This window comes from Sporanaerobium hydrogeniformans, assembly GCF_002735925.1.
Taxonomy (GTDB): Bacteria; Bacillota; Clostridia; order Lachnospirales; family Cellulosilyticaceae; genus Sporanaerobium; species Sporanaerobium hydrogeniformans.
Genome location: NZ_PEDL01000001.1, coordinates 123,663 through 150,586, shown reverse-complemented (window position 1 = coordinate 150,586; position 26,924 = coordinate 123,663). Strand labels below are relative to the sequence as shown.

Annotated in this window: 23 protein-coding genes and 1 riboswitch; of the genes, 4 read left to right on the top strand and 19 right to left on the bottom strand. The window is 35.6% G+C overall.

From position 1 onward, the window contains the following. Positions 1-102 precede the first annotated feature (102 nt). The 19 genes from prfA to CS063_RS00630 all read right to left on the bottom strand — a co-directional run bounded on the left by prfA (position 103) and on the right by CS063_RS00630 (position 21,606). Entirely contained in the window at positions 103-1,176 is a 1,074-nt protein-coding gene (prfA, locus tag CS063_RS00720) for a peptide chain release factor 1 (protein WP_099447803.1), read from the bottom strand. 24 nt (positions 1,177-1,200) lie between these two features. Then, positions 1,201-2,088, bottom strand: coding sequence for a peptide chain release factor N(5)-glutamine methyltransferase (gene prmC, locus CS063_RS00715; protein WP_099447802.1), 888 nt, complete (start codon positions 2,086-2,088; stop codon positions 1,201-1,203). Then, positions 2,066-2,995 carry a DUF1385 domain-containing protein gene (locus CS063_RS00710; RefSeq protein ID WP_099447801.1) on the bottom strand — a complete coding sequence of 310 codons (930 nt, stop codon included), beginning with the start codon at positions 2,993-2,995 and terminating at the stop codon, positions 2,066-2,068. Before CS063_RS00710 ends, prmC begins: the two co-directional genes overlap by 23 nt. Before the next feature lie 67 nt (positions 2,996-3,062). Next, positions 3,063-3,263, bottom strand: a complete 201-nt coding sequence (rpmE, locus tag CS063_RS00705) for a 50S ribosomal protein L31 (protein WP_099447800.1) — start codon at positions 3,261-3,263, stop codon at positions 3,063-3,065. A 127-nt stretch (positions 3,264-3,390) separates the two neighbouring features. Next, complete coding sequence (rho, locus tag CS063_RS00700) at positions 3,391-4,776, bottom strand: transcription termination factor Rho (RefSeq protein WP_099447799.1); 1,386 nt, start codon at positions 4,774-4,776, stop codon at positions 3,391-3,393. A gap of 94 nt (positions 4,777-4,870) precedes the next feature. Beyond that, on the bottom strand, positions 4,871-6,574 hold the full coding sequence (locus CS063_RS00695) for a GGDEF domain-containing phosphodiesterase (RefSeq protein WP_099447798.1): 1,704 nt from the start codon (positions 6,572-6,574) through the stop codon (positions 4,871-4,873). Between the two features lie 31 nt (positions 6,575-6,605). Next, positions 6,606-7,094 (bottom strand): acetolactate synthase small subunit, encoded by a 489-nt coding sequence (gene ilvN, locus CS063_RS00690; protein ID WP_099447797.1) that lies wholly within the window; start codon positions 7,092-7,094, stop codon positions 6,606-6,608. Positions 7,095-7,258: 164 nt separating this feature from the next. After that, the gene (locus tag CS063_RS00685) at positions 7,259-9,613 is read right to left on the bottom strand and encodes a Lon protease family protein (RefSeq protein WP_099447796.1); all 2,355 of its coding nucleotides are present in this window, start codon (positions 9,611-9,613) and stop codon (positions 7,259-7,261) included. Between the two features lie 91 nt (positions 9,614-9,704). Further along, positions 9,705-10,139, bottom strand: a complete 435-nt coding sequence (gene rimI, locus CS063_RS00680) for a ribosomal protein S18-alanine N-acetyltransferase (protein ID WP_099447795.1) — start codon at positions 10,137-10,139, stop codon at positions 9,705-9,707. Then, positions 10,129-10,839 (bottom strand): tRNA (adenosine(37)-N6)-threonylcarbamoyltransferase complex dimerization subunit type 1 TsaB, encoded by a 711-nt coding sequence (tsaB, locus tag CS063_RS00675; protein ID WP_099447794.1) that lies wholly within the window; start codon positions 10,837-10,839, stop codon positions 10,129-10,131. The genes rimI and tsaB overlap by 11 nt, the downstream gene beginning before the upstream one ends. A 9-nt stretch (positions 10,840-10,848) precedes the next feature. Next, positions 10,849-11,268, bottom strand: a complete 420-nt coding sequence (gene tsaE, locus CS063_RS00670) for a tRNA (adenosine(37)-N6)-threonylcarbamoyltransferase complex ATPase subunit type 1 TsaE (protein WP_099447793.1) — start codon at positions 11,266-11,268, stop codon at positions 10,849-10,851. A 275-nt stretch (positions 11,269-11,543) separates the two neighbouring features. Beyond that, a complete protein-coding gene (locus CS063_RS00665; protein WP_099447792.1) occupies positions 11,544-12,110 on the bottom strand; it encodes an ECF transporter S component in 567 nt (188 codons plus the stop codon). Between the two features lie 109 nt (positions 12,111-12,219). Next, positions 12,220-12,344, bottom strand: a riboswitch (FMN riboswitch). A 72-nt stretch (positions 12,345-12,416) separates the two neighbouring features. Beyond that, the gene (locus tag CS063_RS00660; protein WP_099447791.1) at positions 12,417-14,552 is read right to left on the bottom strand and encodes a Tex family protein; all 2,136 of its coding nucleotides are present in this window, start codon (positions 14,550-14,552) and stop codon (positions 12,417-12,419) included. A 137-nt stretch (positions 14,553-14,689) separates the two neighbouring features. Continuing rightward, positions 14,690-15,598 (bottom strand): homoserine kinase, encoded by a 909-nt coding sequence (gene thrB / locus CS063_RS00655; protein ID WP_099447790.1) that lies wholly within the window; start codon positions 15,596-15,598, stop codon positions 14,690-14,692. 164 nt (positions 15,599-15,762) lie between these two features. Continuing rightward, positions 15,763-16,971 (bottom strand): aspartate kinase, encoded by a 1,209-nt coding sequence (locus CS063_RS00650; RefSeq protein WP_099447789.1) that lies wholly within the window; start codon positions 16,969-16,971, stop codon positions 15,763-15,765. A gap of 61 nt (positions 16,972-17,032) precedes the next feature. Continuing rightward, entirely contained in the window at positions 17,033-18,244 is a 1,212-nt protein-coding gene (locus CS063_RS00645; RefSeq protein WP_099447788.1) for a cofactor-independent phosphoglycerate mutase, read from the bottom strand. An 11-nt stretch (positions 18,245-18,255) separates the two neighbouring features. Then, positions 18,256-19,470, bottom strand: coding sequence for a homoserine dehydrogenase (locus CS063_RS00640; RefSeq protein WP_099447787.1), 1,215 nt, complete (start codon positions 19,468-19,470; stop codon positions 18,256-18,258). 24 nt (positions 19,471-19,494) lie between these two features. Beyond that, positions 19,495-19,938, bottom strand: coding sequence for an ACT domain-containing protein (locus CS063_RS00635; protein ID WP_099447786.1), 444 nt, complete (start codon positions 19,936-19,938; stop codon positions 19,495-19,497). Positions 19,939-20,175: 237 nt separating this feature from the next. Continuing rightward, complete coding sequence (locus tag CS063_RS00630; RefSeq protein WP_180270625.1) at positions 20,176-21,606, bottom strand: N-acetylmuramoyl-L-alanine amidase; 1,431 nt, start codon at positions 21,604-21,606, stop codon at positions 20,176-20,178. A 320-nt stretch (positions 21,607-21,926) separates the two neighbouring features. Here CS063_RS00630 and CS063_RS00625 point away from each other — a divergent pair, with 320 nt between their 5' ends. The 4 genes from CS063_RS00625 (at position 21,927) to CS063_RS00610 (ending at position 26,787) form a co-directional block, all read left to right on the top strand. Beyond that, on the top strand, positions 21,927-23,021 hold the full coding sequence (locus tag CS063_RS00625) for a BMP family lipoprotein (protein ID WP_099447784.1): 1,095 nt from the start codon (positions 21,927-21,929) through the stop codon (positions 23,019-23,021). A 124-nt stretch (positions 23,022-23,145) separates the two neighbouring features. Further along, the gene (locus tag CS063_RS00620) at positions 23,146-24,672 is read left to right on the top strand and encodes an ABC transporter ATP-binding protein (protein ID WP_099447783.1); all 1,527 of its coding nucleotides are present in this window, start codon (positions 23,146-23,148) and stop codon (positions 24,670-24,672) included. Then, positions 24,665-25,831, top strand: a complete 1,167-nt coding sequence (locus tag CS063_RS00615; RefSeq protein ID WP_099447782.1) for an ABC transporter permease — start codon at positions 24,665-24,667, stop codon at positions 25,829-25,831. The genes CS063_RS00620 and CS063_RS00615 overlap by 8 nt, the downstream gene beginning before the upstream one ends. A 2-nt stretch (positions 25,832-25,833) precedes the next feature. Beyond that, positions 25,834-26,787 carry an ABC transporter permease gene (locus CS063_RS00610; RefSeq protein WP_099447781.1) on the top strand — a complete coding sequence of 318 codons (954 nt, stop codon included), beginning with the start codon at positions 25,834-25,836 and terminating at the stop codon, positions 26,785-26,787. The last annotated feature ends 137 nt before the right edge of the window (positions 26,788-26,924 follow it).

Genomic DNA, 26,924 nt, shown 5'->3' with positions numbered 1-26,924 from the left:
AGAACTCTCTAAAGTATCAACTATTCTCAAGTACACATAAAAAGGTAGCTAAAACCTAGGTTTTAGCTACTTTTTTATGTGTACTTGAAGTTTTTAAATAAATTATTCATTTGTAACGAGCTTTAATTTTTCCGTTTGATCGACAGTAGTGAGTGTAGAAATAATTTCTTCTAGGTCACCGTCTAACACTTGATCAAGCTTATGAAGGGTAAGACCTACACGATGGTCTGTTACACGTCCTTGTGGGAAGTTATACGTACGAATACGTTCACTTCTATCACCAGTTCCTACTTGACTCTTTTTTTCAGCAGCAAGCTCTGCATGTTGCTTTGCTTGCTCCATATCATAAAGTCTAGTACGAAGAATTTTAAGTGCTTTATCTTTATTTTTAAGTTGAGACTTTTCATCTTGACAAGAAACAGTTAAACCAGTAGGGATATGTGTCGCACGTACGGCAGAATCTGTCGTATTAACACATTGTCCACCATTTCCAGATGCTCTAAATACATCAATACGTACATCATTTAAATTAAGCTCTACATCTAACTCTTCTGCCTCTGGCATAATAGCTACTGTTACAGTAGAAGTATGGATACGACCACCTGATTCTGTTGCTGGAATACGTTGCACACGGTGTACACCACTCTCATATTTTAGCTTGGAATAGGCACCTTGGCCTTTGATCATAAAGATAACTTCCTTAAAACCACCAATACCACTTTCATTGACAGACATTAATTCTGTTTTCCAGCCATTATTCTCTGCATAGTAACAGTACATACGATAAAGGTCTGCTGCAAAAAGAGCTGCTTCATCTCCACCTGCACCCCCACGAATTTCTACAATAACATTCTTTTCATCATTAGGGTCTTTAGGTAAAAGAAGAAGTTTTATTTCATTTTGAAGCGGATCAACCTTCTTTTTATTTTCAGCAAGTTCTTCTTTTACAAGTTCTCTAAAATCATCATCTAAATTTTCTTCTAACATCATTAGACCCTCGTCAATGGCTTCAAGTGTCTTCTTGTACTCAAGATATTTTTCTACAATATCTTTTAAGTCACTATGCTCTTTCATGAGTTTTTGCCATCTCTCTTGATCTGCTATAATATCTGGTTGGCTAATTTGCTCACCAATCATTTCATATTTGGTTACTAAATCTTCTAACTGCGCAAACATTTATTCACCTCATCTAAATTCTATTTAAAGGGGTTTTCTTGCTATAACAACACGGTCTTTACCCGTTAAATCTTTTATGACCTCTATATGACTATATTCTTCTTGTGTAAGAATATGTCTTACAGCTTCCCCTTGATTATAGCCAATTTCATAAGCTATAATGCCACCGGGCTTTAAAAACTTCTTTGCATCTTTAGAAAGTATTCGGTAAAAGGATAGGCCATCTCCTCTATCTGTTAAAGCAATAAGAGGCTCACAACACTTTACTTCTGCCATTAATGTCATACACTCTTCCTGTGAGATATAAGGTGGATTTGAAACCACTAAATCGATACTCTCCTCTTCCCCCTTATAATTTATGAAACCATCACTCTTTACATACTCAATTTGTGCATTTACGCCATGCAAGTTTCCATTTTTTTTAGCTACATCTAAAGCGTCTTCTGAAATATCAATAGCTGTGATTTTCATATCCCTTCTGTAATGTGCTAATGAAATGCTAATACAACCGGAGCCAACTCCTATTTCAATAACCTTTTTTATGCTTTCACTTTTAGCTAACTCTAAAAGATGTTCTACAAGAGTCTCCGTATCTTGTCTTGGAATAAGTACTCTTTCATCTACAAAAAACTCTAATCCCATAAATTCTTGATTTTTAGTAATATATTGAAGGGGAATACCTTGAGCTCTTTTAGCAATTAAATAAAGATATGATTCTTTAATATGTTCTGAAAGAATCATTGTTTGATTTAAAATTAGTTTTGCTTCATCCCAAGCCAGTAAATGACGCATAAGTAACCTTGCATCAATTCGGGCATCCTTCTTATCGTAAGCTTTAAGAACAGATTCACCATGGTGAACTGCCTCATAAACAGTTATTTCTTTTGTATTACTTGCTACTAATTGGCTCATGTTCAAGTACTCCTTTTACCGCTGCAATAGCTACTTCAATTTGTGAATCATCTGGTTCAATGGTTGTAAACTCTCTTTGAAGCCACATACCTGGCTTACTTAAAAAATCTGCAACTGGATTATCTGGTGATAATCTTGCCCACCTAATAAACTCATAAGAAATACCTGCTACAAAAGGTACCATAACAATACGCACAAGTGTTCTTTGCCATAAAATCTGAGTGGTAAACACACTAAATACCAAAATACTAACAATCATAACAATAAACAAGAAGCTGGTTCCACAACTTTTGTGAAGTCTTGTACACTGCCTTACGTTTTCTACTGTTAACTCCTTGTCTTGCTCTAAACAATTAATCGTTTTATGTTCGGCTCCATGATACTGGAAGGTTCTTTCAATATCCTTCATTTTTGTAATTAACTTCATATAACCTAAAAAGATGATGATACGGATAGCTCCTTCAATTAAATTCTGAAAAAAGGAACTTGTTACAAAGCCTTTAAAAAGCCTACTGATTAACATGGGTAGTATCATAAATAGACCAATGGCCAAAACAAAGGATAAGCACATAGTAAGCCCCATAATAATTTTCTCACCTTTATCCCCTAAAGCCTGTTGAAGCCATATTTCAAAACGACTAGGTTCTTCTTCTACCTCTTCATCGCCATAAAGCTCTGCTGAAAAACTTAAAGTTTTAACACCTAGCACTAAAGACTCTACAAAAACAGCCATACCTCTTAAGATAGGCAACTTTAATATTCTAAAACGATCCATAATGCTTTCAGACTTTTGAGCGTCCGTCACAATATTACCGTCTGCTTTTCTTACTGAAACAGCGTAATGAGTGCGTCCTTTCATCATAACGCCTTCAATTACGGCCTGGCCCCCAATATTTACTCTCGCCATGCGTCCGCCTCCTCTTTTTTATAAAAAAAGGGTTGAGACCATCCTCTCAACCCCTTTTTTAAACTGATTACATTTCATATTTTTTGTTGAATTTATCAATTCTACCTTTTGCAGATGCAGCTCTTTGTTTTCCTGTATAGAAAGGATGACACTTTGAACATACTTCAACATTAATTGCTTCTTTAGTTGAACGTGTTTCAATAGTATTTCCACACCCATTACAAGTTACACTAACAGCTTCATACTTTGGTTGGATTTCTTTATTCATTTCGCTTCACCTCTTTCATACACTTTTCTATATTAATTTTTTAACCCTAGCAATTTTCGTGACAACGTTAGTATTATAGCATGTGTTTTACCATTATGCAAGACTTCTCGTCCCATTTTAATGAAAATCACTCACTTTTTTTCCTACGTTCTACAAAAGTCTTATTGTCTTCTGAACGAATCAAGGCATTAAGTAGATTCTCTGTCACTTCTGATGTACTATTACGACTTAAATCCTTTCGAATGGAATAAGCTACTCCCATCTCTTCTTGTGTTAAAAGAAGATCATCTCTTCTGGTTCCTGACTTATAAATATCGATAGCAGGGAAAATACGCCTTTCAGATAAGGAACGGTCTAGTACAAGCTCCATATTACCTGTTCCTTTAAATTCCTCAAAAATCACTTCATCCATCTTACTCCCTGTGTCTACAAGAGCTGTCCCTAATATGGTTAAACTTCCTCCATGTTCAATTTTTCTAGCTGCACCAAAAAACTTCTTGGGCATATGAAGAGCAGCTGGATCTAGTCCCCCTGATAAAGTCCTTCCACTAGGAGGAATTGTCAAGTTATAAGCTCTTGCCATACGTGTAATGCTATCTAATAAAATAACTAAATCTTTTCCTTGCTCTACCATTCTTTTAGCTCTTTCAAGAACCATCTCAACTACCTGCTTATGGTGCTCTGGTGGTTCATCAAAGGTAGAAGCAATCACTTGAACATCCTTGCCTTGGATAGAACGACGAATATCTGTTACCTCTTCTGGCCTTTCATCTATAAGCAAGACAATAAGTGATACATCATGATGATTACGCGTAATTGCATTGGCAATATGCTTAAGAAGTACTGTCTTACCAGCTTTAGGTGGAGCTACAATAAGCCCTCTTTGCCCCTTTCCAATAGGAGCTATTATATCAATGATGCGAGTAGATAAAATATCACGTTCTGTTTCTAAACGTAAACGTTGCTTTGGAAACACAGGGGTAAGTGTCTCAAAGTTAGGACGATATTTAGCTTTTTCAGGTCTGTCTCCATTCACCTTATGCACATAAAGAAGCGCACCTGCTTTCTCTCCTTCTTTAGGTCGACGCATGTCCCCTTCGATCCAGTCTCCTGTCTTAAGGTTAAAGCGGCGAATTTGAGAAATAGAAAGATAAATATCATTTTCTCCTCGCATAAAGTTTTGAGAACGCAAAAAGCCATAACCATCTGCCATGATTTCTAAGATACCTGCTCCTGTCATACGGTCACTACGGCTATCCTCGCTCATTTCACTAGGTAGCTCCTCTAAAGGAAGTTCTTCTTCTTGCACTATTTCTTCCTCGAATAATACTTGCTCTAAAGGTACAGTAGTTTCTATTTCCTTTATAACATCTACTTGGCTAGGAGAGGAGTTATTGTATTGTTGCAAATGACTAATTACTTCACTTTTACGCATTTTATTTACATTTTTGATACCATATCCTTTAGCCATCTCCTTAAGCTGAACTAAAGTCATTTCTTCTAAACTGCTCATCCTTTAATAACTCCTTCAATCTTCCATTTTTATAACCTAGTTTAACACAATTCATCTATTTATTCCAATAAAACTTTTAATATAGCCTACTTACTTAAGCATTTCTCTTTAAATATTTTTCTTCTATCTGTGTTGAACTAATAGGCTTATCCCATAAGAAGCCTTGCCCAATTTCACAACCCATTTCGCTCATTACAGCTAGTTGTTCTTCGTCCTCAATACCCTCAGCAATAGTGGTTAAATGAAGACTTTTAGCAATGGAAATAATGGCTTCTACAATAGCCCTATCTTGGTTATTCTTTGTAATCTCTTTTATAAAGGAAATGTCTATCTTTAAATGATTAAACATAAACTTTTTAAGATACCCAATGGAAGCATAACCTGTTCCAAAATCATCAATAGAAATACAGAAGCCATAATCTTTTAATTCATTTAAAGTAAAGTGTGCAAGTCCTATATCTTCCATCACTGTGGATTCTGTAATTTCAAGTATGATATAACCAGGTTTTATATTATAATGTTCAAGGATTTCTATAATATTCTTGGCAAGATTTGGGTTTTTAAACTGTAATGCTGATAAATTTACCGAAATAGGTACCACTTTATAACCTTTATCTAACCACCTCCTAAGTTGTATGCAGACTTTTTCAATGACCATAATTCCTACTTTTTCAATGAGATTCATCTGTTCTAATACACCTATAAACTTATTAGGTAACACCATTTCACCATTATGCTTTATTTGACGCAAAAGGGCTTCCATACCCACTACCGTGTTCGTCTTAAGATCTATAAAGGGCTGATAGTAAACCACAAACTCTTCATTTTGAACAGCAATTTTAAGTTCTGCTTCAAATAGCATAGAACTCTCAATCTCTTCATGAATATCCTTTGTATAAAAGATATAAGGTATAGTAGGCTTTTCTCTTTTTACTTTAGCTAAAGCAATTTCTGCATTTTTGATTAACTCACTAGCTCCTTTGGCATCATTAGGGAATAGGGCTATCCCTTCCTTTGCTTCTATATAAAGGTAACTGTTATGTACGGAAATAGGTTCCTTAATCTTTTCATTCATCTGTCTAAGTAATATTTCTACATCTTCTTGACCTGTAATATATTGATGAATAATTATAAAACTTCCATCGCCGTACCTAAACATTTCTTGTTTATCATTTAAAATATTTCTAAGGCGTTTTGTCACAGCCTTTATAACGATATCTCCTACATTCATGCCATAGTTCTCATTAATTTCCCCTATTTTACGAATATCTACTATTATTACAGCTAGCTGAGTATGACTACTTTTAACTTTTTGTACTGCTTTATACAGACTCTGAAGAAAAAATCTTTGGTTTGGTAGATTTGTAAGTGGGTCAATATAGTTCGCACGATACACTTCTGCCTTAAGTTTTTCTGTATTTGTAATATCTTTAGATAAGCAAACGAAGTACTCCAGTTGATTATTATACCAAATAGTTGTCAAGGTATTGGTTAAATAAATACGTTTATTTCCCTTGATAAAGCGATTCGTCACAAACTCAAACTTCTCTCCATCTTTAAGAAATTTATTAATTTTATTTAACACAACTTGGTCAGATAAATCTACACCTACAAACATGCACATATCTTTTCCAAGAACCTCTTCTTTTGTGCAGTCACAAGATGTATAGACATTGCTATTGGCATACATAATTTTGCCATATTGATCTCCTATAATGAGCCAATCTTGCATTTCATCTACTACCTTCTCTAGTATATCCACTAGTTCTACTTTATGGATCTCTTGAACCTGTTGCATACTTTTTCTCCTTTACCTTACCTGTGCAGCGTCATATATGCTTATTCCCTCGCTGTAAGGCAATTACACCTGTACGAACACTTTCTATAATCTCATATTCCCTTACTGTATCAATAAATGCATCAAGCTTTTCTTTAGTGTTACATATTTCAAATACAACCACTTGAGTATCCATATCAATTACTTTTACATTAAATGCATCTGTTAAATCCTTAATGCGTGGAAGGAGTGTTTCTTGACTACGTACTTTAATAAGTGCTAACTCTCTAATAATATCTTTCTTTACATCAAGACGTTCTACTTTTTTAATATCGACTAGTTTTTCTACTTGTTTTTGTATCTGATCAATGGAGTCTTCGTTTTCTGTAATGGATATAGTAATTCTAGAAATATTTGAATCATGTGTTTCTTCTCCCGCAAAACTATTCATGTTAAAACCTCTTCGTGTAAAAAGCCCTGCAATGCGGGCTACAACTCCATAATTGTTTTCCACTAGAACAGATAATATACTGTTTTTCATTGTCTCACCTAATCCTCTATGCCCATTTTTATTCTTTTACTCCAAAATAGTCTATATCGAGTATATACTATTCTCTATTTAATAAATATTATATCTAAACCCTATGAATAGTGCAAATAAAAAAGGATTTCTTTAATATAATTTTAAGAAATCCTTTAAATATTTTAATTTCTACTCGTTAAATCATTGTATCTCTTAAGTTTTTGAAGTACTCTTTTTTTACATTCTTCATAAGGAGTATTGGTTAATAACTCTATACCTTCCTCAATGTTTGTAATGGCATAAATATGAAATTCATTGTTTTTTACAGACTCAATAATTTCATCCTTTAACAGAAGATCCTTCACATTTTGCTTAGGGATAATAACTCCTTCATTTCCCTGAAGACCTCTTTTTTTACAAATAGCGTAAAAACCTTCTATCTTTTCATTGACACCACCAATAGGTTGAATTTGACCAAACTGATTAACGGAACCTGTTACCCCCAAATGCTGTTTAATGGGGAGTTCAGAAAGACTGGATAAAATAGCATAAAGCTCTGCACTTGATGCACTATCCCCATCAATTCCTCCATAGCTTTGTTCAAAACAAAGACTACAATTCAAAGATAATGGCATATCTTGAGCAAAATGTTGTCCTAAAAAGCCTGTAATAATCTGAACACCTTTACTGTGAATTTCTCCACTTAAACCACTTTCCTTTTCAATATCAATAATCCCTTTTTTACCTCTATATGTCGTTGCAGTAATACGAGTAGGACGTCCTAACAAACAATTGTCTACTGTATAAATCGCAAGACCATTAATCGTTCCTATACGCTCTCCCTGTGTATCAATGAGTACATGACAGCCTAGTATCTGTTCATCTAACTTTTCCTCTAAAGATTTTATAAAAAGCTGGCGCTGCTCAAGAGCCATTGTTATACACTGTTCATCTATTACTTCTTTATCATATAAGCTCGCTTCTCTCACTACATCTAAAAGCATCTCTAGGTTGGCAGGTAACTTTTTAGGATCCTGCATGTGCCTATTTCCATACTCACAAAGTTTTACCAGTGCTCCTGATGTAAGAGGTGGTAATTTTTCTGTATCGCTTATTTCTTTGATCAAACAAGCTAACTGACTTACTATTTCCTTACTATTTTTAAGCTCTCTTTCAAAATCAATACGCTTTTTAAAAAGCTTTTTAAAATCTGGATCATATTCATAAAGTGTGCGATAAAAATAATAATTACCTAGAAGTATGACCTTGATATTGGCAGCTACAGGCTCTGGCCTAACACTAGAAACCATGCCAATTGCTGTATCTTCACTACTTTCCATCACAATTTTGCCTGACTTTAACACACGTTTAAGCGCTTCCCAGCTTCCCACATGATTAAGTAGGCTTTGTACCTCTAAAATCAAATAACCTCCATTGGCTTTATGAAGTAACCCTGGTCTTAGGGTCATAAAATCACTACGCAATACATTCATCTCCGTATCCATGAGTATCTTTCCATTTAAAGGTGTGCTATCTAATTCACGGGAAGTAATAATAGGTGCACCTTGCGTTTGACTATTATCTACGAGTACGTTAATGCGATAATGTTTTACTAAATGCTCCCTATCATTTTCACCTAACCAAGGAAATATTTCTTTAACTTCTTTGCCTTTATCCTCTTGTTTTGGTACAAACGCCTCCATGTGAGAGAGTATGTCTTCTCCTACTTCATCAAGATAATCTTTTATCTGTGCGTAATCTTTATACTTTTCTTTTAAATATTTTAAAAGACTTCCTATCTCATAAAGTACCACTTCTTTGTCAATATCTTCAAGTTCTTCTACACACTGTTCTTCTTTTTCATCAATAGCCATTAAAATTTCATCTGCAAGTGTATAGAGCTTTGCTAGTTTTTGATCAAGGTTCTTTCGCTCATCTACTGGAAGCTGATTATACTCCTCCTTTGTAATACCCTGACCTTTAGACCCTAAAGGAGCAAATCCTATTCCATCTTTTGTGAGCTTTACTAAAATACCTACTTTTTCCGAAGCGGTGCTTAAGTCCGCAATTAAAGCTTGCTTTTTTTCTTCGAATGCATCAAGTATACTTTGTCTTTTTTTATTTACTTCGAGAGTTTGTAATTTTAAAGGTAATTCATTCCTAATAAACTCAATCAGTTCATCCATGTCTTCTTTAAATTTTATACCATCACCAGCATGAAGGAGTAAGAGTTTTGGCATTTCTGGCATTTTGAAATTATAGGTATAGCATAAATCTGGAGGTGTAGTGGCTTCTTTAGCTTGAGAAGTAAGCTGATGCATGATGCAACTTAACTTTCCCACTCCACAGTCTCCACAAACATAAAGATTATAGCCTTTCGCCTTTATCCTAAGTCCCATTTCCAGTGCACGTTTAGCCTGTTCTTGACCAATTATTTCATGACTCCCCACTAACTCATTGGTAGTGGTAAAAGAAAAATCAGAAGGTTGATATGAAAGCTTAAGTTCATTCCATTTCAGCTCATTTATTTGGTTCATATGATCCCCCCCTTTATTACTATATTCAAAAGGGCTAGAACAATTTCCCAATTCTCTACAAATTATACCAAAGTTTTTAAACCAAAAACGACTAAAGTTGCAACTGCATCATTAGGGCATCTTCCTTTGGCGCATTATAATATCCTTTTCGCTTACCAATCACTTGAAAACCAAAGCTTGTATACATATATCGTGCCACCTCATTACTTTCTCTTACCTCCAAAGTCATTTGACAGGCACCCTTCTGCTGACCATAAGCTATTAACTCCTCCAATATACTTTTGCCAATACCTTGACCCCTATAAGCTTTTCTTACTCCTATATTGATAATTTCCCCTTCTCCTTCTACTACCCATAATCCACCATAACCCACTACTTGCCCTTCTTTTTCCACAACTACATAATAGGCTAATGAATTACACATTTCCTCTTTCAATGCTTCTAAAGACCAAGGCGTACTAAAACTCTCACATTCAATCGCATAAACGAGGGGTAAATCTTTAAAAAGCATGGGTCTAGGCTTCATTTTTCTCTTTCTCCTCACGTTCACGCTCTGCTTGAGATTTGCGTAAATACATCGGTACAAAAACTGATGCTTCTACTGCTTCACCACGTGCATAGCTTTCACATGCCACTTGTGCAAGGGTACTAGCACGTTGAAGATTGAGATAACTTGGTGCAAAGTGGGCTTTTTCACCTAAAACACTTTGAAGCTTTTCTTTATAATTCCAAACGCCATCTCCTAAGAAAATCACTGCCTTTTCATCTTGTAAATAAGTCTCTATAAATTCATCACAGTCAATAGCTAGATAATCTGTTAACCTTTTAAGTTGTTTTCCTTCCCATTTATAAAGAGCAGTATAAACTTGATTACGCCTTGCATCCATCATCGGACAAATCAAATGTTCTGTTTCTACCAAGTTATAGGCTAACGCATCTAGGGTAGGTATACCTACAACTGGAATATCAAGTGCAAGGGCTAATGCTTTAGCTGTGGTTACACCGATACGTAATCCTGTAAAAGAGCCAGGTCCACTCGTTACACCAATAGCATCTAAGGCTTCTAAATCTATACCGAGTATATTTTTCATATGTTCAAGCATAGGCATAATTGTTTCCGAATGGGTTAATTTATGACAAATATAATATTCTCCTACTAGACGATTCTCTTTAATATATGCTACGCTTCCAGCAATACCTGAGGCATCTATTGCTAATATGTTCATCTCCTGCACCTACTTTATTGTAATTTTTCTATAATCAAAGCCTTTTTCTAAATCTTTTTCAATTGTAATCCACTTGGCTTCCTTTGGAATTACTTCTTCTACATTATTAGCCCATTCCACTAAACAAACCCCTTGTCCTAAGAAATAATCTTCATAACCAATCATTTCAAGTTCATCTATGTCTTCGATACGATACATATCAAAGTGATAAAGAGGCATACTCCCCTCATATTCTTGTACAATCGTAAAGGTCGGACTGGTTATAGGCTCTGTAATTTGAAGGCCACTGGCAAAACCTTTAGAAAATACTGTTTTACCTACACCTAAATCACCAATGAGACAATAAACATCCCCTACCTTAGCTTTATTCCCTATTTCATATCCTATTTGATAAGTTTGCTCTTCTGATAGACTTTCATAAATGCGCATCTTTTGACCCTCTCTTATTTTTACCTATTAACCTATTTTAATACGAGGCTTTTAAACTTTCAACCTCTTTCCCTTCTCCCCTGCTCTCTCTCCCTATTTTATCTTATAAATATTGCCGAAATACTATTCTTTATACTGTATGCTTTTTCCTATTCACTTCTCAATTATAACTTGCTCCCTTTAATAGACAACTATTTTCCTATTAGTTTGTATTTAATACCCTAAAAAATAACTGTAAATCCTTAATCTTGGACTCACAGTTATTTTTGTATTCACTATTCTTTAATTGTAGATAATTCTTGATGGGGTGCAACAAGAAAGCTTTTTATACGTTTATAAAGAAGATAACTTACTGCTCCGTTAACACTCGCTTTTAATAAGTTAAAAGGAATAATAGCTGGTACTAATAAGGGCAAAACTGCCTCTAAAGGCATTCCTAAAAATAAAGGTGTAAAGACTAAATTCCACAGCACCATCGTAACAGTCATGGTAATACTGCCTGCTATTAATGCTATAATAGCACCTTTTTTAGTATGCTGTTTTTTATAAATTGTTCCAGCCACTAATACAAAGCTTCCCGTTGCAAAGACATGCATAAGTATACCAATCCAGCCACTTCCTGCACTTACAGTTGTACCCTGAATAATCGCTGCAATAATCGTAATCACTAGTCCTGCAACAGGACCATATACAAAGGTTCCAATTAAAATAGGAATATCTGCTGGATCGTATTCAAGGAAAGGTGCCATGGGAAAAATAGGAAAGTGAATGAGATACACCAGTACAATAGACAGGGCAATGAGCACCGCCATAGAAGTTAATTGTTTTGCATTTTTTTTCATTTTTACTCCTCCTAAATAATAGATTATGTGAATATCAAAAAAGCAATCCACTCTTCTTCGTGGATTGCTCTAATTTAGGCGTAAGTAAAAAGACCCTACTTCATAAATTACAACTCTTCTACCATCCAGACTCTACTGTCGGTTTTGGAATTTCACCAAATCAATGAAGCCATTTGGCCTCAGTCGCGGACTATCACCGCCGGTCGGGAATTTCACCCTGCCCCGAAGAATGCGATTAACTTTTTTATTCACTTATCCAAAGTATACACCCTGTAGTTAGAAAATTCAACCTTAAATAATGGCAATTTATTGCTTCATACTTAAAGCAATTTTATTCTTCTCCATGTCTACACTAAGGATAGAAACTTCTACAATATCTCCTACCTTTACCACTTCTAAAGGATGTTTAATAAACTTATGACTCATTTGAGAAAGATGTACAAGGCCATCTTGATGTACACCGATATCTACAAAAGCACCAAAATCTACAATATTTCTTACTGTTCCTTTCAGCTTCATGCCTACCTTTAAATCTTTCATTTCTAATACTTCACTGTGTAGGATTGGTTTCGGCATATCTTCACGAGGGTCACGTCCTGGTTTTTCTAGTTCTTTAATAATATCTTGTAGTGTAGGGACTCCTGTGTCTAATTCTTTAGCAAGCTTTTCTACATCATCTATTTTTTGACTAATTCCTGTAAATTGACGTTTCTTCAAATCTTCTTTCGTATAACCACATTTTTCAATTAAGCTTTTAGCTACCTCATAAGATTCAGGGTGAACACCCGTGGCATCTAAGAAATTTTTACCATCTGTAATACGCAAGAAGCCTGCACATTGTTCAAATACCTTAGGTCCTAAGCCTTTTACCTTTTTAATCTCCGCCCGACTACTAAACTTACCTACTTCTTCACGATAAGCCACAATATTTTGAGAGACAGTTTTCTTAATTCCCGCTACATATTGAAGAAGGGAAGCAGATGCTGTGTTAATATCTACTCCTACCTCATTTACAGCCCCTTCTACCACACCACCTAAGCTTTCTTCGAGACGTTTTTGGTTCATATCATGCTGATATTGCCCTACTCCAATGGCTTTAGGATCAATTTTAACTAATTCAGCAAGAGGGTCTTGAAGGCGCCTTGCAATAGACACCGCACTTCTCACACCTACATCATCATGAGGGAACTCCTCTGTTGCTAACTTCGAAGCGGAGTAAACAGAAGCTCCTGCTTCATTGACAATCACATAGTGAATCGGTCTTGGGATTTCTTTAAGCATCTCTGCTACAAACTTCTCAGTCTCTCTTGAAGCCGTTCCATTTCCAATAGATAAAAGATCTACGTTATATCCTTCAATAAGTTTTTTTAACGTCTCCTTGGCTTCCTCTGTTTTATTTTGAGGTGGTGTTGGGAAAACAACTGTTTTGGCAAGCTTTTTACCTGTACTATCCACTACTGCAATTTTACACCCTGTACGATAGGCAGGGTCTACTCCCATTACATTATGCCCTTTAATAGGTGCCTGCATAAGAAGTTGATAGAGGTTCTTTTTAAATACTTCTAAGGCACCTTCTTCTGCTTTTTCTGAAAGCTCACTACGGATATCCCTTTCCACTGCTGGTGCAATAAGTCTTTTATAGCTATCTTGAAGTACCTCTTCAAGTAAAGCTCTTGTGGTACTCTCTTTGTAAATCACCTTTTTATCCATATAGGTAAGGATTTCATCAATGGGCGCTTCAATTTTTACAGAAAGTGCCTTTTCCTTTTCACCACGATTAATGGCTAAAATACGATGCCCTGGTATGGTACTTAGCTTTTCACTGTAATCATAGTACATATCATAAACCGTTTTTTCTTTTTCGTCTTTGGCTTTAGAAACCAATAAGCCTTTTTGAAAGGTAAACTTACGAATAGCCCCCCTTAGACTGGCTTCATCTGAAATCTCCTCAGCCAAAATATCCTTTGCTCCTGCTAAAGCTTCTTCTACTGTAGAGACTCCCTTTTCCTCAGCAATAAAGCTTTCTGCTAAAGCTTCTATATGTTTTTCTTTTTGGTTCCTAATCGCTCTAGCTAGCTCCTCTAATCCTTTTTCCTTGGCAATCGTAGCACGTGTACGTTTTTTCGGACGATAAGGTAAATAAAGGTCTTCTACCTCCGTTGCAGTTGTTGCTTTCTCAATAGCTGCCTTTAACTCCTCTGTCATTTTTCCCTGTTCTTCAATACTCTTTGTCACTTGCTCTTTACGTGCCTCTAAGTTCTGTAAATAAGCAAAACGCTCCCCAAATTGACGAAGAACTTCATCATTTAATCCACCAGTTAACTCTTTACGATAACGTGCAATAAAAGGAATTGTATTTCCTTCCTGAATAAGTTTAATGGTATTTTCCACTTGTCCTTTTTTTATTTTCAGTTCCTCTTGCAAAACTTGTACAATATCCATTTGCTTTCTCCTTGCTTTTTAAACTCTTGATGCTTTTACTCCAATCTGAGCCCCATTCACCAAGTTAACATTATTTTAGTGTATCACAAATTCTTCCAAAAAAACAGACGCCTTTACAGCATCTGTTTTTTGATTATCTAATACCTAAGTTCCTCATTGATCCAAACCTTTGCGCCTTCATTATCCACTTGAAGCATCTGAACTTGCCAATTATTTTCAAGTCCTGCTAAGTATTCAACCATCTCACGTCTAAAGGCTACAACGTTTTTCACCACTGCTATAAGAGTTGGACCTGCCCCACTTAAATAGGCTCCTTTAGCTCCATGGATTTTAGCCGTCTTTAATATTTCATCCATATGTGGAATAAGCTTACTACGATAAGGTTCATGCAAACAATCTTCCATTGCTAAACTTAGATTTTCTACATCTCCTGTAATCATAGAAGCTGCTAATAGTCCTGCCCGTGATGCATTAAACACCGCATCCTTTAAGCTCACTTCTTTAGGTAGTACACTACGTGCCAATTCCGTGGAAAGAGTAAAGTCTGGAATCATTACAGCAAAATGAATATTTTCTGGCACCCTTACCTTAACATATTTCATATCTTCTTCATTCATTGCCCCAATAGTCATACCGCCTAATAAAGCAGGAGTCGTATTATCAGGATGTCCCTCTAGCTGAGCTGCCATCTGTACAAGTTCTTCTTTAGAAAAGAAGCTTTGACTCATGGCATTGGCAATATGAAGTCCTGCTACAATACAAGCGGCGCTACTCCCTAAGCCCCTTGTATGAGGAATACTATCTTGTTGTACAATACGCATCCCCGGTATCGGTTTATTAATAACCTTATAAAAATGTTCTATCGTTTTATAAATCAAATTACGTTCATCTTTTGGAATATGCGGATTACCATCTTGAATAATAATCTCAAGACCTCTTTCAATTTCTTCTGCATAAACAATATTATAAAGGCTAAGTGCCATACCTATACTATCAAAACCTGGTCCCATATTTGCCGTTGTTGCAGGTACTTTTACTTTTATCATTTTCCTTTTCCTTTCTCCCTATAGATATCTTACTTTTATATTAAAAATCAAAGAGGCTTTCTCTTCCTTTTCTTTAAGACATCAAAAGCTTTGTGCTTAAAAATGTGGCTATGAGAAAACCCCTTTATTAAACTTCTTTCATTAATTCCAAACTATTCCTTACCTTAATCAATAATGTTAAATTTATCGTGAATCGCATTCATTGCTTTATGCATTTCTTTTTTATCAATTAAAACAGAAATCTTAATTTCTGAAGTTGAAATCATATGAATGTTAATATGTGAATCATACATGGCTTCAAACATTTTAGAGGCAACTCCTGCATTTGCTACCATACCTGCACCCACTACCGAAACTTTTGCTAAGTTTTCATTATAATCTGCTTTTTTAAGATTCCAACGCTCTTTATTTTCTTCAATAACTGCTTTTACTTCTTCAAGAGCTGTATCTTGAACAGTAAAAGAAATATCTTTTGTATTGTCTCTACCAATAGATTGTAAAATAATATCTACATTAATATTTTTCTTTGCAAGTGTTGCAAAAATATCAAACGCTTTTCCTGGTGTGTCTTCAATTCCAATTAAAGATACACGTGCAATCTCATCATCACCTGCTACACCACTAATTAACATTCTTTCCACTTTACATACCTCCTTAACAACGGTTCCTTCTGCTTGAGTTAAGCTTGATCTAACAACCATCTCTACATTGTATTTTTTAGCTAGTTCTACAGAACGATTATGTAGTACTCTCGCTCCAAGAGAAGCTAGCTCTAACATTTCATTATAAGTAATCTCATTAAGCTTTCTTGCCTCTTTTACAATACGTGGGTCAGCTGTGTAAACACCCTCTACATCTGTATAGATCTCACATTGATCTGCATGAAGAGCTGCTGCAATAGCTACTGCTGTTGTATCTGAACCGCCTCTACCAAGCGTTGTAATATCATCAAAACGATTCATGCCTTGGAAACCTGTTACAAGGACGATGTTTTTTCTATCTAATTCACGACGAATACGATCGGGTTTAATTTTTTTAAGTCTTGCATTTCCATAGGCAGAAGTTGTCATCATTCCCACTTGATACGCATTAAGTGAAACACAAGGATAACCAAGTTCTGTAAGTGCCATAGCCATAAGGGCTACAGATTGTTGCTCTCCTGTAGAAAGTAACATGTCCATTTCACGCTTACTTGGATTTTTACTAATTTCTTTTGCTTTAGCGATTAAATCATCTGTTGTATCTCCTTGTGCAGAAAGCACAACAATTACATCATTTCCTTTTTTGTAAGTCTCAGCTACTCTTTTGGCTACATTGTAGACTCTTTCTGCATTGGCAACAGAGCTACCACCAAATTTTTGTACAATTAACACATTGTCTCCTCCTTCAATTTATTGTTACAAGTTATAATAAGAGTAATTGCATACTAAGTACCTACTTTAAGAATAAATCCATTAAAGTATAACCTTCTTCTAGCATCTTGCCTGTTGCTTTAGCAAAACGTTCGGTATAACAATTAGCTTTATTAATTAGAGAGGCACCACTTTCATAAATCATATAAGGCACAGGATCATCTGTGTGTGTCCTTAAACGAAGTGGTGTAGGGTGATCGGGTACCACTAACAATTTATATTCTAAATTTTTAGCATCTAAAGCTGCTTGAATAGGCTTAATTACTTTACTATCAATCAGCTCAATAGCTTTTATCTTATTTTCTAATTCATTACGATGACCACATTCATCTGGTCCTTCTAAATGGACATATACAAAGTCCTTATCCTCATCAATGAGCCATTTAATAGCTGCCTGAGCTTTTCCATCATAATTGGTATGAACATTACCAGTAGCTCCCTCTACATCAATAGAAGTCATCCCTGCTCCAATGCCAATCCCCTTAATGAGGTCAACAGCTGAAATAACAGCCCCTTCTACCTGATATTTTTCCTTAAAATCTGGAAGCTGCGGCTTACTTCCTTCTCCCCAGATCCAAATACTATTAGCAGGCTTTAGACCCTTTTCTCTTCTTTTCTCATTTATTGGATGATGATTGAGAATCTCATAGCTTTTTTTCATCATCTCCCAAATCTCTTCACTATAATCTCCTTGAGGTTTATACTCAGCTATGCACTTTTCTAAAATATCATGAGGTGGTGTTAAATTCACTGCTTTACTTCCCTTATCCCATACTAAAAGATGTCTATAGCTTACACCTGGATAAAAGGTTTTCTCTTTATCTCCAAAAGCCTCTTGTACTGCTTCTATGAGTTCCTTTGCTTCTTCCGTTGTAATTTCATCTGCACTATGGTCTAATATACGTTTTTGTTCATAATCTTCTTCTTCACTTAATGTTACTACATTGGTACGAAAAGTGATATCTGTATCCTTTAATGTGATGCCCATACTTAATGCTTCAAGTGGGCTTCTTCCAAAATAATATTTTTTAGGATGATAGCCAAGAACCGATAGATTAGCTGTGTCACTCCCTTTTGCACAGCCTTCTGGAATAGTATGTACCATTCCAATGTGACTATAAGGTGCTAATGCATCTATTGTTTCTGTGTTTGCATATTCTAAAGGTGTTATCCCACCTAATGCTTCTATTGGTTCGTCTGCCATACCATCCATCAGTATAACTACGTATTTCATGTCATCGCCCCTTATTTTATAAAATAAAGTTTACTCTTCACTTTAATATCCCCAAGTGCATTCATTTTTTCACTAAAGGTTGCTTCTGTTTGTACATCTGTGATAAAGGCATATTCATTTGCTAATGCTTTCACCTCTGTTACCTTGCCAAAGATGGCTTCAATGCATTTATTGATATCTTCTCTATCCTTCTGTACACGGATAAAATAACTTACCTTCACCTGTCCTTTATCCTTTAACTCTAACTTTTCTTTATTCCAAAAAGAAATAATATTTGTGCCCTTATGCTTTGCCGCATCTACAATATCCGCTACTACAGCACTAGCTGTTGGTAATTTACCTGCTCCCTTACCATAGAACATCACCTCACCAATGACATTCCCTTTTACAAAGATACCATTAAACACATCATTTACCATAGCTAATGGGTGCTCTAAAGAAATAAGAGAAGGTGCTACTCTTGCAAAAATCCCTCCTTCTTGCTTTTGGCAAGTTGCAAGAAGCTTAATGCTGCAACCCATTTGAGCAGCATATTCCATGTCTTCCTCTGTAATCTTCGTAATACCTGTTGTTGGAATATCTTCAAAGTTAACATGTTCTCCAAAAGCTAAAGAAGCTAAAATAGCAATTTTACGGCAAGCATCATACCCCTCCACATCTGCTTCTGGGTTTCTCTCTGCATAACCTAATTCTTGTGCCTCTTTAAGAACTTCCTCAAAAGTACGTCCTTCATTTTTCATCTTTGATAAAATAAAGTTTGTGGTCCCATTTAAAATCCCTGTAATTTCATAGATTTCATCTGCTGTAAGAGATTGATTAAGGGGTCTAATGATTGGAATGCCTCCCCCTACACTCGCCTCAAATAGGAAGTTAGTTTTATTTTGGCGTGCAAGCTCCAAAAGCTCTGCTCCATGCTTTGCAACTAACTCTTTATTAGAGGTTACAAAACTTTTTCCTCTTGCCAAAGCTGCTTTGGCAAAACTATAGGCCGGTTCAATGCCACCCATAGCCTCTGCTATTATTTCTACTTCTTCATCTTCTATGATACTATTAAAATCTTTAACAATTAATTTATTGATAGGTTGACCCTCAAAATCACGTTTGTCCAATATGTATTTAATTTCAATAGGGCTACCTGCACGTTTATTAATACTTTCCTGATTTTCTGCTATAACTTCTACTACGCCACTTCCTACTGTTCCAAACCCAAGTAGTGCTATTTTCATAAATCAATCCCTCCACTTATTTTGCTACTCTCTCGCAAGAATTTTAATCTCCTGTACACCTTCTAATTCTTCTAACTGACTAATAAGATCCTCTATTTCACTTTTCATGTTAAACGTTTGCAAACACAAATTAATAATAGCAATGCCATTCATTGGTACCATTTGATTAATGGTTAAGATGTTAGCCCCTGCATCAGCAATACAATTGAGCACATCCGATAAGCGTCCTCTTTCATCTTGTAGATGAATAAGCATTGTAAGTGCTTCCCCTTTACCTTTTTCATAAAAAGGTAAAATCGCGTCTTTATACTTGTAAAAAGAACTTCTACTAATCCCCATTCGTTCAGCTACTTCTTGTACTGTCAATGTCTTATCTTTTTCAAGTAGATTTTTTGCCTCCACTACCTTTAAAAAAACTTCCGGTAATACTTTTTTATCTACCACATAGAACTGACGTCTTTCTCTCATTATATTCTCCTTGTTCGTTCATGGTGAACATTTGTCTATCGATTACAAACTATATCATAATTTATTACTCATTTCAAGATAATATTACTATTTTTTTAATTACCAAAATAAATTTCCTCTTATTATCCTCTTGTTTTTATTCTTTTTTATAAAAAGTATTAAAAACAAAAAACTACTTTAAAGTTTTCTTTATTACTTACTTTAAAGTAGTTTCTTGATTTTTATTAAATTATTTTACTATTTATATCCCTCTGCATAGTAAGCTTTCACCGTCTCATAAAGGACAGTTGCTAAACGAGCTGAAAAGTCTGGTTGCATCATTTTATTCCTATCTTCTGAGTTGGTTAAAAAACCTACTTCTATGATGACTCCAGGCATATTCGTACGTTTTAACACCACATACCCTGTATCTGCCTTTGCTTTACGATCTACCATATTAAAAGTACTCACCAAATTTTGTTGTACCATCTCAGCAAATGCTTTTCCTCTTAAATCATTTGGATTATCGTAATAGTAAGTTTCTGTCCCTTTTACACTTTCTTGACGTTGGGCAGTTCCTGTAATAGCATTGGCATGAATGGAAATGAATAAATCTGGCATAATCTCATTGGCGAGTTGTGCCCTTTCCTCCAAGCTGACATCTATATCTTGACTACGTGTTGTATAAACTTTAATACTTGGGTCTTCCTCTAAAAGCCGAAAGAAATCCATACCATATAAAAGTGTCTGATTCTTTTCAACTATACCCCCACCACTAGTCCCTGGTGCACTCCCACCATGTCCTGGGTCAATAAGGATAAGCTTATCGTATTTTTCACGAGGCGTTACCAAATTAAAGTAAAGTTTCTCATTCATTTCATAAATCGTTAAAGCTTGTACGGTTTGCGTCTCTATGATCATACATGTAGTAACATCTGTTTTTATAGAAACTTTCTTGAGAGGACCTGTATTTAGCTCATAGACACCTTCCTTTAAAACAGCTGAATAATCAGCTTTAAAATCCACTATCCATTTTCTGTCAATGGGATCATCCATGCAAACTAAGTCTTCTGCACATAAATTACTTGGCTTATCTACCGTAATTGCCCCTATTAGCGCATCATAATAGATACCCGTTAATGCAGTAATTGCCCCTGGCAATAAGACAACTTCTTCTTGTTCTACAAAAGAAGGTTCTTCTGGAAAAGAAAGTTCTTCTGGCATTAAAATAAAAGCATTACGCGGTCCATTTTCCCAAATAACATCATATCCCATTGCTTCACTTATAAAACGAAGTGGAATCATCATTTTATCATTTACATTTTTAGCAGGCATATCTAGTGTATAGCGTATACCATTAACCCATGCTTCTTGACTGTTCATTTTAAGAACAATAAGCATCTCTCGCTTACAAATATACACACTCTTTTCACTTTCATTCCATTCTACACTAGCTCCCATCTTCTCAAACACTTCTTTAGCGGGTACTAGTACACGTTCTTCTAATTGAATAGCCGGCATAACTTGTGTCTGAAGCATTTCTCCATTTATATAAAGCGTAATAGGCGGTAGTGTATAATTATGTACTTTTCCATCATATATAAGTTGAAGTGGTTCTGCTTTAAGAATAGTCGAACTTAATATTACAAAACTCATTAAAATTAACCATTTTACCAATTCCTTTTTCATTTTATCCCCCATTTTCCCAATCATCTTATTTCAGTATATCAAAAAAAGCTGAACTTTACAAAAATAGAAGTTTTTATCATTGACTCGTATAATAAAAAAGGTTTATTGGTATAATATTTCCTATAAATTAACAACCTTGCACCTTTCTTTTTTAAGAAATTTTTCTTTTCAGTCACTGCTTTTTCAGTAAGCAAAAGAAAACAGGTAAAATATGTGATTTTTACATTGAAATTCTCTTTAAAATTTAATATGATAAAATGTAGTATGTACTTGTATTATTGTACAAAGATACATACAAATACTTAATGGTGGTGAAAAAAATGAAAAAAAATTATTTAGCTCTTGCACTTTGTGGTATTTTATCACTTAGTACCCTTACTGGTTGTGGTGGAAAAAAAGAGACCGCTACTAGTAAATTTGAACCAATTAAAGCTGACTTCACTGTAGGTATGGTAACTGATGCAGGTACCATCGACGACAAATCATTTAATCAAGGAACTTGGGAAGGTGTGCAAGGTTCAGCCCTTAAATCTAGCTACTTAAAACCAGCTGGAACAACTGAAGCAGACTACTTAAAAGAAATTGGTAATCTTTATGATGCAGGCTTTAAATTCATTGTTACACCAGGTTACAAATTTGAAACAAGTATCTTTAAAGCACAAGATAAATATCCAGACGCAAAATTTGTTATTTTAGATGGTGCTCCTCATGCTGGAGACTATAACAACGTAATCAAAGAAAATACTGTTTCTATTATGTTTGCAGAACATGAAGCAGGTTTTACAGCTGGTGTGGCTGCTGCTGTAGAACTTAAAGAAGGTGAATTTGGTTTCATCGGTGGTATGGAAATTCCTGCTGTTCAAAAATTTAATTGGGGCTTCCAACAAGGTGTAAACTATGCCAACGAAAATCTTGGTACTTCTGTAACAATGAAAGAAGAAAACATAGTATACCAAGGTTCTTTCGATAACGTAGCAGCAGGTCAACAACTTGCAGCTCAAATGTTTGATAAAGGTGTAAAAGCCATCTTTACAGCAGCTGGTGGCGTAGGTGTAGGTGCCATTACTGAAGTAAAAGAACGCGCTAAAAAAGGGGATGACGTTTGGGTAATTGGTGTAGACGTTGACCAATATGCTGATGGTATCTATGATGAAGCAAATGGTAAATCTGCCATCCTTACTTCTGCTGTAAAATATATTGATCAAGCGACCTATGATATGATCAAAGCCGAAGCAGAAGGAAACTTCCCTGGTGGTAAGCAACTTACTTTTGATGCTAAAAATAATGGTGTAGGTATTCCTGCTACAAATCCTAACTTAAGTGATGATACTGTTAAAAAAGTTAATGAAGTCTTTGAAAAAATTAAGTCAGGTGAGATTGTAGTTGCAGCAACTGGTGATGGACTTATTAAATAATTAAATACTTTCTATTCAAATAAGTATTTAATGTAAAAGAAAAGACGGAGCTTCCGTCTTTTTTTTATGATAAACCTTATAAATTCACCATAATGTTATATAATATAGTAAAGGAGGCGAAAATATGGATTATGTTGTTGAAATGCTTAATATAAGAAAAGAATTCCCTGGTATTGTAGCCAACGACGATGTGACTCTTCAGCTTAAGCGTGGTGAAGTACATGCCTTACTCGGTGAAAATGGGGCCGGTAAGTCTACTCTTATGGGCATGTTATTTGGGATGTATCAACCTGATAAAGGAACTATCAAAATGAATGGTAGCGAGGTTAAAATCACTAACCCTAATGTTGCTAATGATTTAGGAATTGGGATGGTTCATCAACACTTTAAACTTGTACACAACTTTACAACGACGGAAAATATTATTCTTGGTATAGAGCCTAAAAAAGGTCTCACTGTAGATATTAAATCGGCTGCACAAAAGGTGGATGAGCTCTCCAAACGTTATGGTCTTAACATCGACCCTTATGCAAAGATTGAGAACATCTCTGTAGGAATGCAACAACGTGTAGAAATTTTAAAAATGCTCTATCGTAATGCCGATATCCTTATCTTTGATGAACCAACAGCTGTACTTACTCCTCAAGAGATTAATGATCTTATTGAAATTATGAAAAATCTCATTAAAGAAGGAAAATCTATTATCCTTATTACCCATAAGCTTAAAGAAATTAAAGCTGTTGCTGACAGATGTACTGTTATTAGACGTGGTAAATGTATAGGGACAGTGGATGTTAAGTTAACAACTGAAGCTGATATGGCAAAAATGATGGTAGGGCGCCCTGTATCTTTTGCTGTAGCTAAAAAGGATACGATGCTTGGTGAAACAATCTTAAAAATTGAGAAACTCAGTGTGCAAAATAATAAAAAGGTTCTAGGTCTTAAAGACTTCTCTCTGGAGGTGCATGCTGGTGAAATAGTGGGGATAGCTGGTGTAGAAGGAAATGGACAAAGTGAACTTGTTGAAGCCATTACAGGTCTTCGTAAAATTGAAGGTGGTACCATTCGTTTAAAAGGTAAGGACATTAGTAACTATTCTATTCGTGAACGAATCAATGCAGGAATTGCTCATATTCCAGAAGATCGTCATAAACGTGGCCTTGTCCTCGATTATACAATGGAGGATAATATGGTCTTAGAGGTCTATAATAAAAAACCATTTTCTAACTATGGCCTCTTAAATCGCCAAGCTATTACTGACTATGCTAATAAAATTATTAAAGATTTTGACGTTCGTTCAGGTGAAGGTGGTGCTTCTATTGCACGTTCCCTTTCTGGTGGTAATCAACAAAAAGCTATCATTGGTCGTGAAATTGAACTTGATCCAGAGCTTCTCATTGCTGTCCAACCTACACGTGGCCTCGATGTAGGCTCTATTGAGTATATTCACAAAAGACTGGTTGAACAACGTGATAATGGCAAAGCTGTTCTGCTTGTTTCTTTGGAGCTAGATGAAGTAATGAATGTCTCTGACCGTATTGCCATTGTCAATAATGGTGAACTTATTGGTATTGTAGATGCTAAGACAACTAATGAAAATGAAGTTGGACTTATGATGGCCGGTGTAAAAGGAGGAAGTAAAAATGAATAAAAAAGGTCTTGTATCCCTTATTTCTGTCCTCTTAGGTCTTATAGCTGGTGCTATCTTTATGCTTATTACAGGTCATAACCCCCTTGAAGGATTCAAGTCTCTTATCCAAGGAGGTACTCTTAACCTAGAACGCATTGGTAACACCATTGCAACAGCAACACCACTGATTCTAACAGGTCTTTCTGTTGCCTTTGCTTTCCGCACAGGTCTCTTTAATATTGGAACTCCTGGTCAAATGTTATTTGGTGGTTTTTGTGCAACTGCTGTTGGTCTTACTTATAACCTTCCAAGTGGACTTCTTGTTCCTCTCATGGTGTTTGTAGCTTTTTTAGGAGGTGCTCTTTGGGCCTTTATCCCTGGTATTTTAAAAGCACTTTTCAATGTACATGAAGTGGTTTCTTCTATTATGATGAACTGGATAGCCTATTGGGTTGTTTATTATACTATTCAAGGTTATTTTAAAGGAAATATGGAAACAGAGTCACGTCTTCTTGCAGACACTGCTACCTTACGTGCTCCTTGGCTTTCTAACTTATTTGGTGGTTCTTACCTTAACTTAGGTATTTTTGTTGCTATTCTTGCTGTTATTATTATTGCTTTTATCCTTAACAAAACTGCTTTTGGTTATGAACTTAAATCTGTAGGCTTTAATCGTCATGCAGCTGAATACGCAGGTATCTCTGTTAATAAAAATATCATTTTATCTATGATGATTGCTGGTGGCCTTGCTGGTCTTGCTGGTGTCGTTCAATATGCTGGTAATGCTAATAATATTCAAATTGGTGTGATGCCTTCTCAAGGGTTTGATGGCATTGCTGTTGCTCTTTTAGGTGCAAATACACCTATTGGCGCCTTACTCTCTGCTCTTTTCTTTGGACTTTTATACTCTGGCCGTGGTTTTATGAGTGCTATGACAGGTGTCCCCCCAGAAATCGCAGATACCATTATTGCAACCATTATCTATTTTGCAGCTACAAGTATTCTTGTTGAACGTCTCCTTGATAAATTTGTTAAAAGTCGCAAAGAGAAAAAAACACAAAGTGCTGCCCTTACAGGTGGGGCTGTATCCAGTACAGATAATAAAGATGAAAACTATGGTTTTATGCCGCCTAATTCAAGTGATTCAAGCAAAAATAATGCTAAGAAGGGAGATGAATAATCATGTGGCAAATCATTGAACAAATTTTCCCTTATGCCATTGCCTATACAATACCACTTCTTATTACTGCCCTAGGTGCGCTTTATTGTGAGCGAAGTGGCGTTGTTAATATTGGTTTAGATGGCTTAATGATTATTGGCTCTTTTTCAAGTGCCTTAACAATCTTTTTGCTTCAAAAGGCTTTTCCAGGTAGCTCATGGACTATTTTAGTTGGACTATTCGCAGCTCTAGTAGTAGGTGCTCTTTTTTCTCTTCTCCACGCCTTTGCAAGTATTAACTTAAAAGCAAATCAAGTAATTAGTGGTACTGCCATTAATATGATAGCAAGTGCACTTACTGTTTTCCTTGCTAGAAATATAACAGGTAGCGGAAATATCCGCTTAACAAATAGTTTAGGTAAATACAACTGGCCTCTTCTTTCTGATATTCCACTTATCGGACCTCTTTTCTTTAAAAATAGTTATGCAACTACTTGGCTAGTACTTATCATTTTAATTATCTTTACCTTTATCCTTTATAAAACCACCTTCGGTCTTCGTTTAAGGGCTTGTGGTGAACATCCTCATGCTGCGGATGCTGCCGGTATTAATGTAGCACGTATGCGCTATATGGGTGTTATCCTTTCCGGTGCTTTTGCAGGCCTTGGTGGTGGTATATATCTTGTTACCTTTGCTGGTGAATTTAATGGTGGTGTAGCTGGTTTTGGTTTCCTTGCATTAGCAGCGCTTATCTTTGGTCAGTGGAAACCCTTTGGTATTCTTGCTGCTACTTTATTCTTTGGCTTTGCAAGTACGATTTCTAACGTTTCACAAGTTTTACCACAACTTGCAACTATTCCACCTGTAATACTAAAAATCTTCCCTTATGTAGTAACTTTAGTCGCACTTGTTATCTTTTCAAAATCTTCTCAAGCTCCAAAGGCTTCAGGAGAACCTTTTGATCATGGCAAACGCTAAAAATTTCTTCTAAACTACATGGCATTTTGTTTATAAAAGAATCCTTATACATCATTGTATGAGGGTTCTTTTTGCATACAAAAACAATCCCTGTCATTACGTACAAACAGGGATTGCATCCTATTCTAAAAATTGAG

What these genes read in the sequence shown, in the direction of transcription:
- prfA (WP_099447803.1), bottom strand. Translation starts at nt 1,176, where the DNA reads ATGTTTGCGCAGTTAGAAGATTTAGTAACCAAATATGAAATGATTGGT.
- prmC (WP_099447802.1), bottom strand. Translation starts at nt 2,088, where the DNA reads ATGAGCCAATTAGTAGCAAGTAATACAAAAGAAATAACTGTTTATGAG.
- CS063_RS00710 (WP_099447801.1), bottom strand. Translation starts at nt 2,995, where the DNA reads ATGGCGAGAGTAAATATTGGGGGCCAGGCCGTAATTGAAGGCGTTATG.
- rpmE (WP_099447800.1), bottom strand. Translation starts at nt 3,263, where the DNA reads ATGAATAAAGAAATCCAACCAAAGTATGAAGCTGTTAGTGTAACTTGT.
- rho (WP_099447799.1), bottom strand. Translation starts at nt 4,776, where the DNA reads ATGAGCAGTTTAGAAGAAATGACTTTAGTTCAGCTTAAGGAGATGGCT.
- CS063_RS00695 (WP_099447798.1), bottom strand. Translation starts at nt 6,574, where the DNA reads ATGCAACAGGTTCAAGAGATCCATAAAGTAGAACTAGTGGATATACTA.
- ilvN (WP_099447797.1), bottom strand. Translation starts at nt 7,094, where the DNA reads ATGAAAAACAGTATATTATCTGTTCTAGTGGAAAACAATTATGGAGTT.
- CS063_RS00685 (WP_099447796.1), bottom strand. Translation starts at nt 9,613, where the DNA reads ATGAACCAAATAAATGAGCTGAAATGGAATGAACTTAAGCTTTCATAT.
- rimI (WP_099447795.1), bottom strand. Translation starts at nt 10,139, where the DNA reads ATGAAGCCTAGACCCATGCTTTTTAAAGATTTACCCCTCGTTTATGCG.
- tsaB (WP_099447794.1), bottom strand. Translation starts at nt 10,839, where the DNA reads ATGAACATATTAGCAATAGATGCCTCAGGTATTGCTGGAAGCGTAGCA.
- tsaE (WP_099447793.1), bottom strand. Translation starts at nt 11,268, where the DNA reads ATGCGCATTTATGAAAGTCTATCAGAAGAGCAAACTTATCAAATAGGA.
- CS063_RS00665 (WP_099447792.1), bottom strand. Translation starts at nt 12,110, where the DNA reads ATGAAAAAAAATGCAAAACAATTAACTTCTATGGCGGTGCTCATTGCC.
- CS063_RS00660 (WP_099447791.1), bottom strand. Translation starts at nt 14,552, where the DNA reads ATGGATATTGTACAAGTTTTGCAAGAGGAACTGAAAATAAAAAAAGGA.
- thrB (WP_099447790.1), bottom strand. Translation starts at nt 15,598, where the DNA reads ATGATAAAAGTAAAAGTACCTGCAACAACGGCAAATATGGGACCAGGT.
- CS063_RS00645 (WP_099447788.1), bottom strand. Translation starts at nt 18,244, where the DNA reads ATGAAATACGTAGTTATACTGATGGATGGTATGGCAGACGAACCAATA.
- CS063_RS00640 (WP_099447787.1), bottom strand. Translation starts at nt 19,470, where the DNA reads ATGAAAATAGCACTACTTGGGTTTGGAACAGTAGGAAGTGGCGTAGTA.
- CS063_RS00635 (WP_099447786.1), bottom strand. Translation starts at nt 19,938, where the DNA reads ATGAGAGAAAGACGTCAGTTCTATGTGGTAGATAAAAAAGTATTACCG.
- CS063_RS00630 (WP_180270625.1), bottom strand. Translation starts at nt 21,606, where the DNA reads ATGAAAAAGGAATTGGTAAAATGGTTAATTTTAATGAGTTTTGTAATA.
- CS063_RS00625 (WP_099447784.1), top strand. Translation starts at nt 21,927, where the DNA reads ATGAAAAAAAATTATTTAGCTCTTGCACTTTGTGGTATTTTATCACTT.
- CS063_RS00620 (WP_099447783.1), top strand. Translation starts at nt 23,146, where the DNA reads ATGGATTATGTTGTTGAAATGCTTAATATAAGAAAAGAATTCCCTGGT.
- CS063_RS00615 (WP_099447782.1), top strand. Translation starts at nt 24,665, where the DNA reads ATGAATAAAAAAGGTCTTGTATCCCTTATTTCTGTCCTCTTAGGTCTT.
- CS063_RS00610 (WP_099447781.1), top strand. Translation starts at nt 25,834, where the DNA reads ATGTGGCAAATCATTGAACAAATTTTCCCTTATGCCATTGCCTATACA.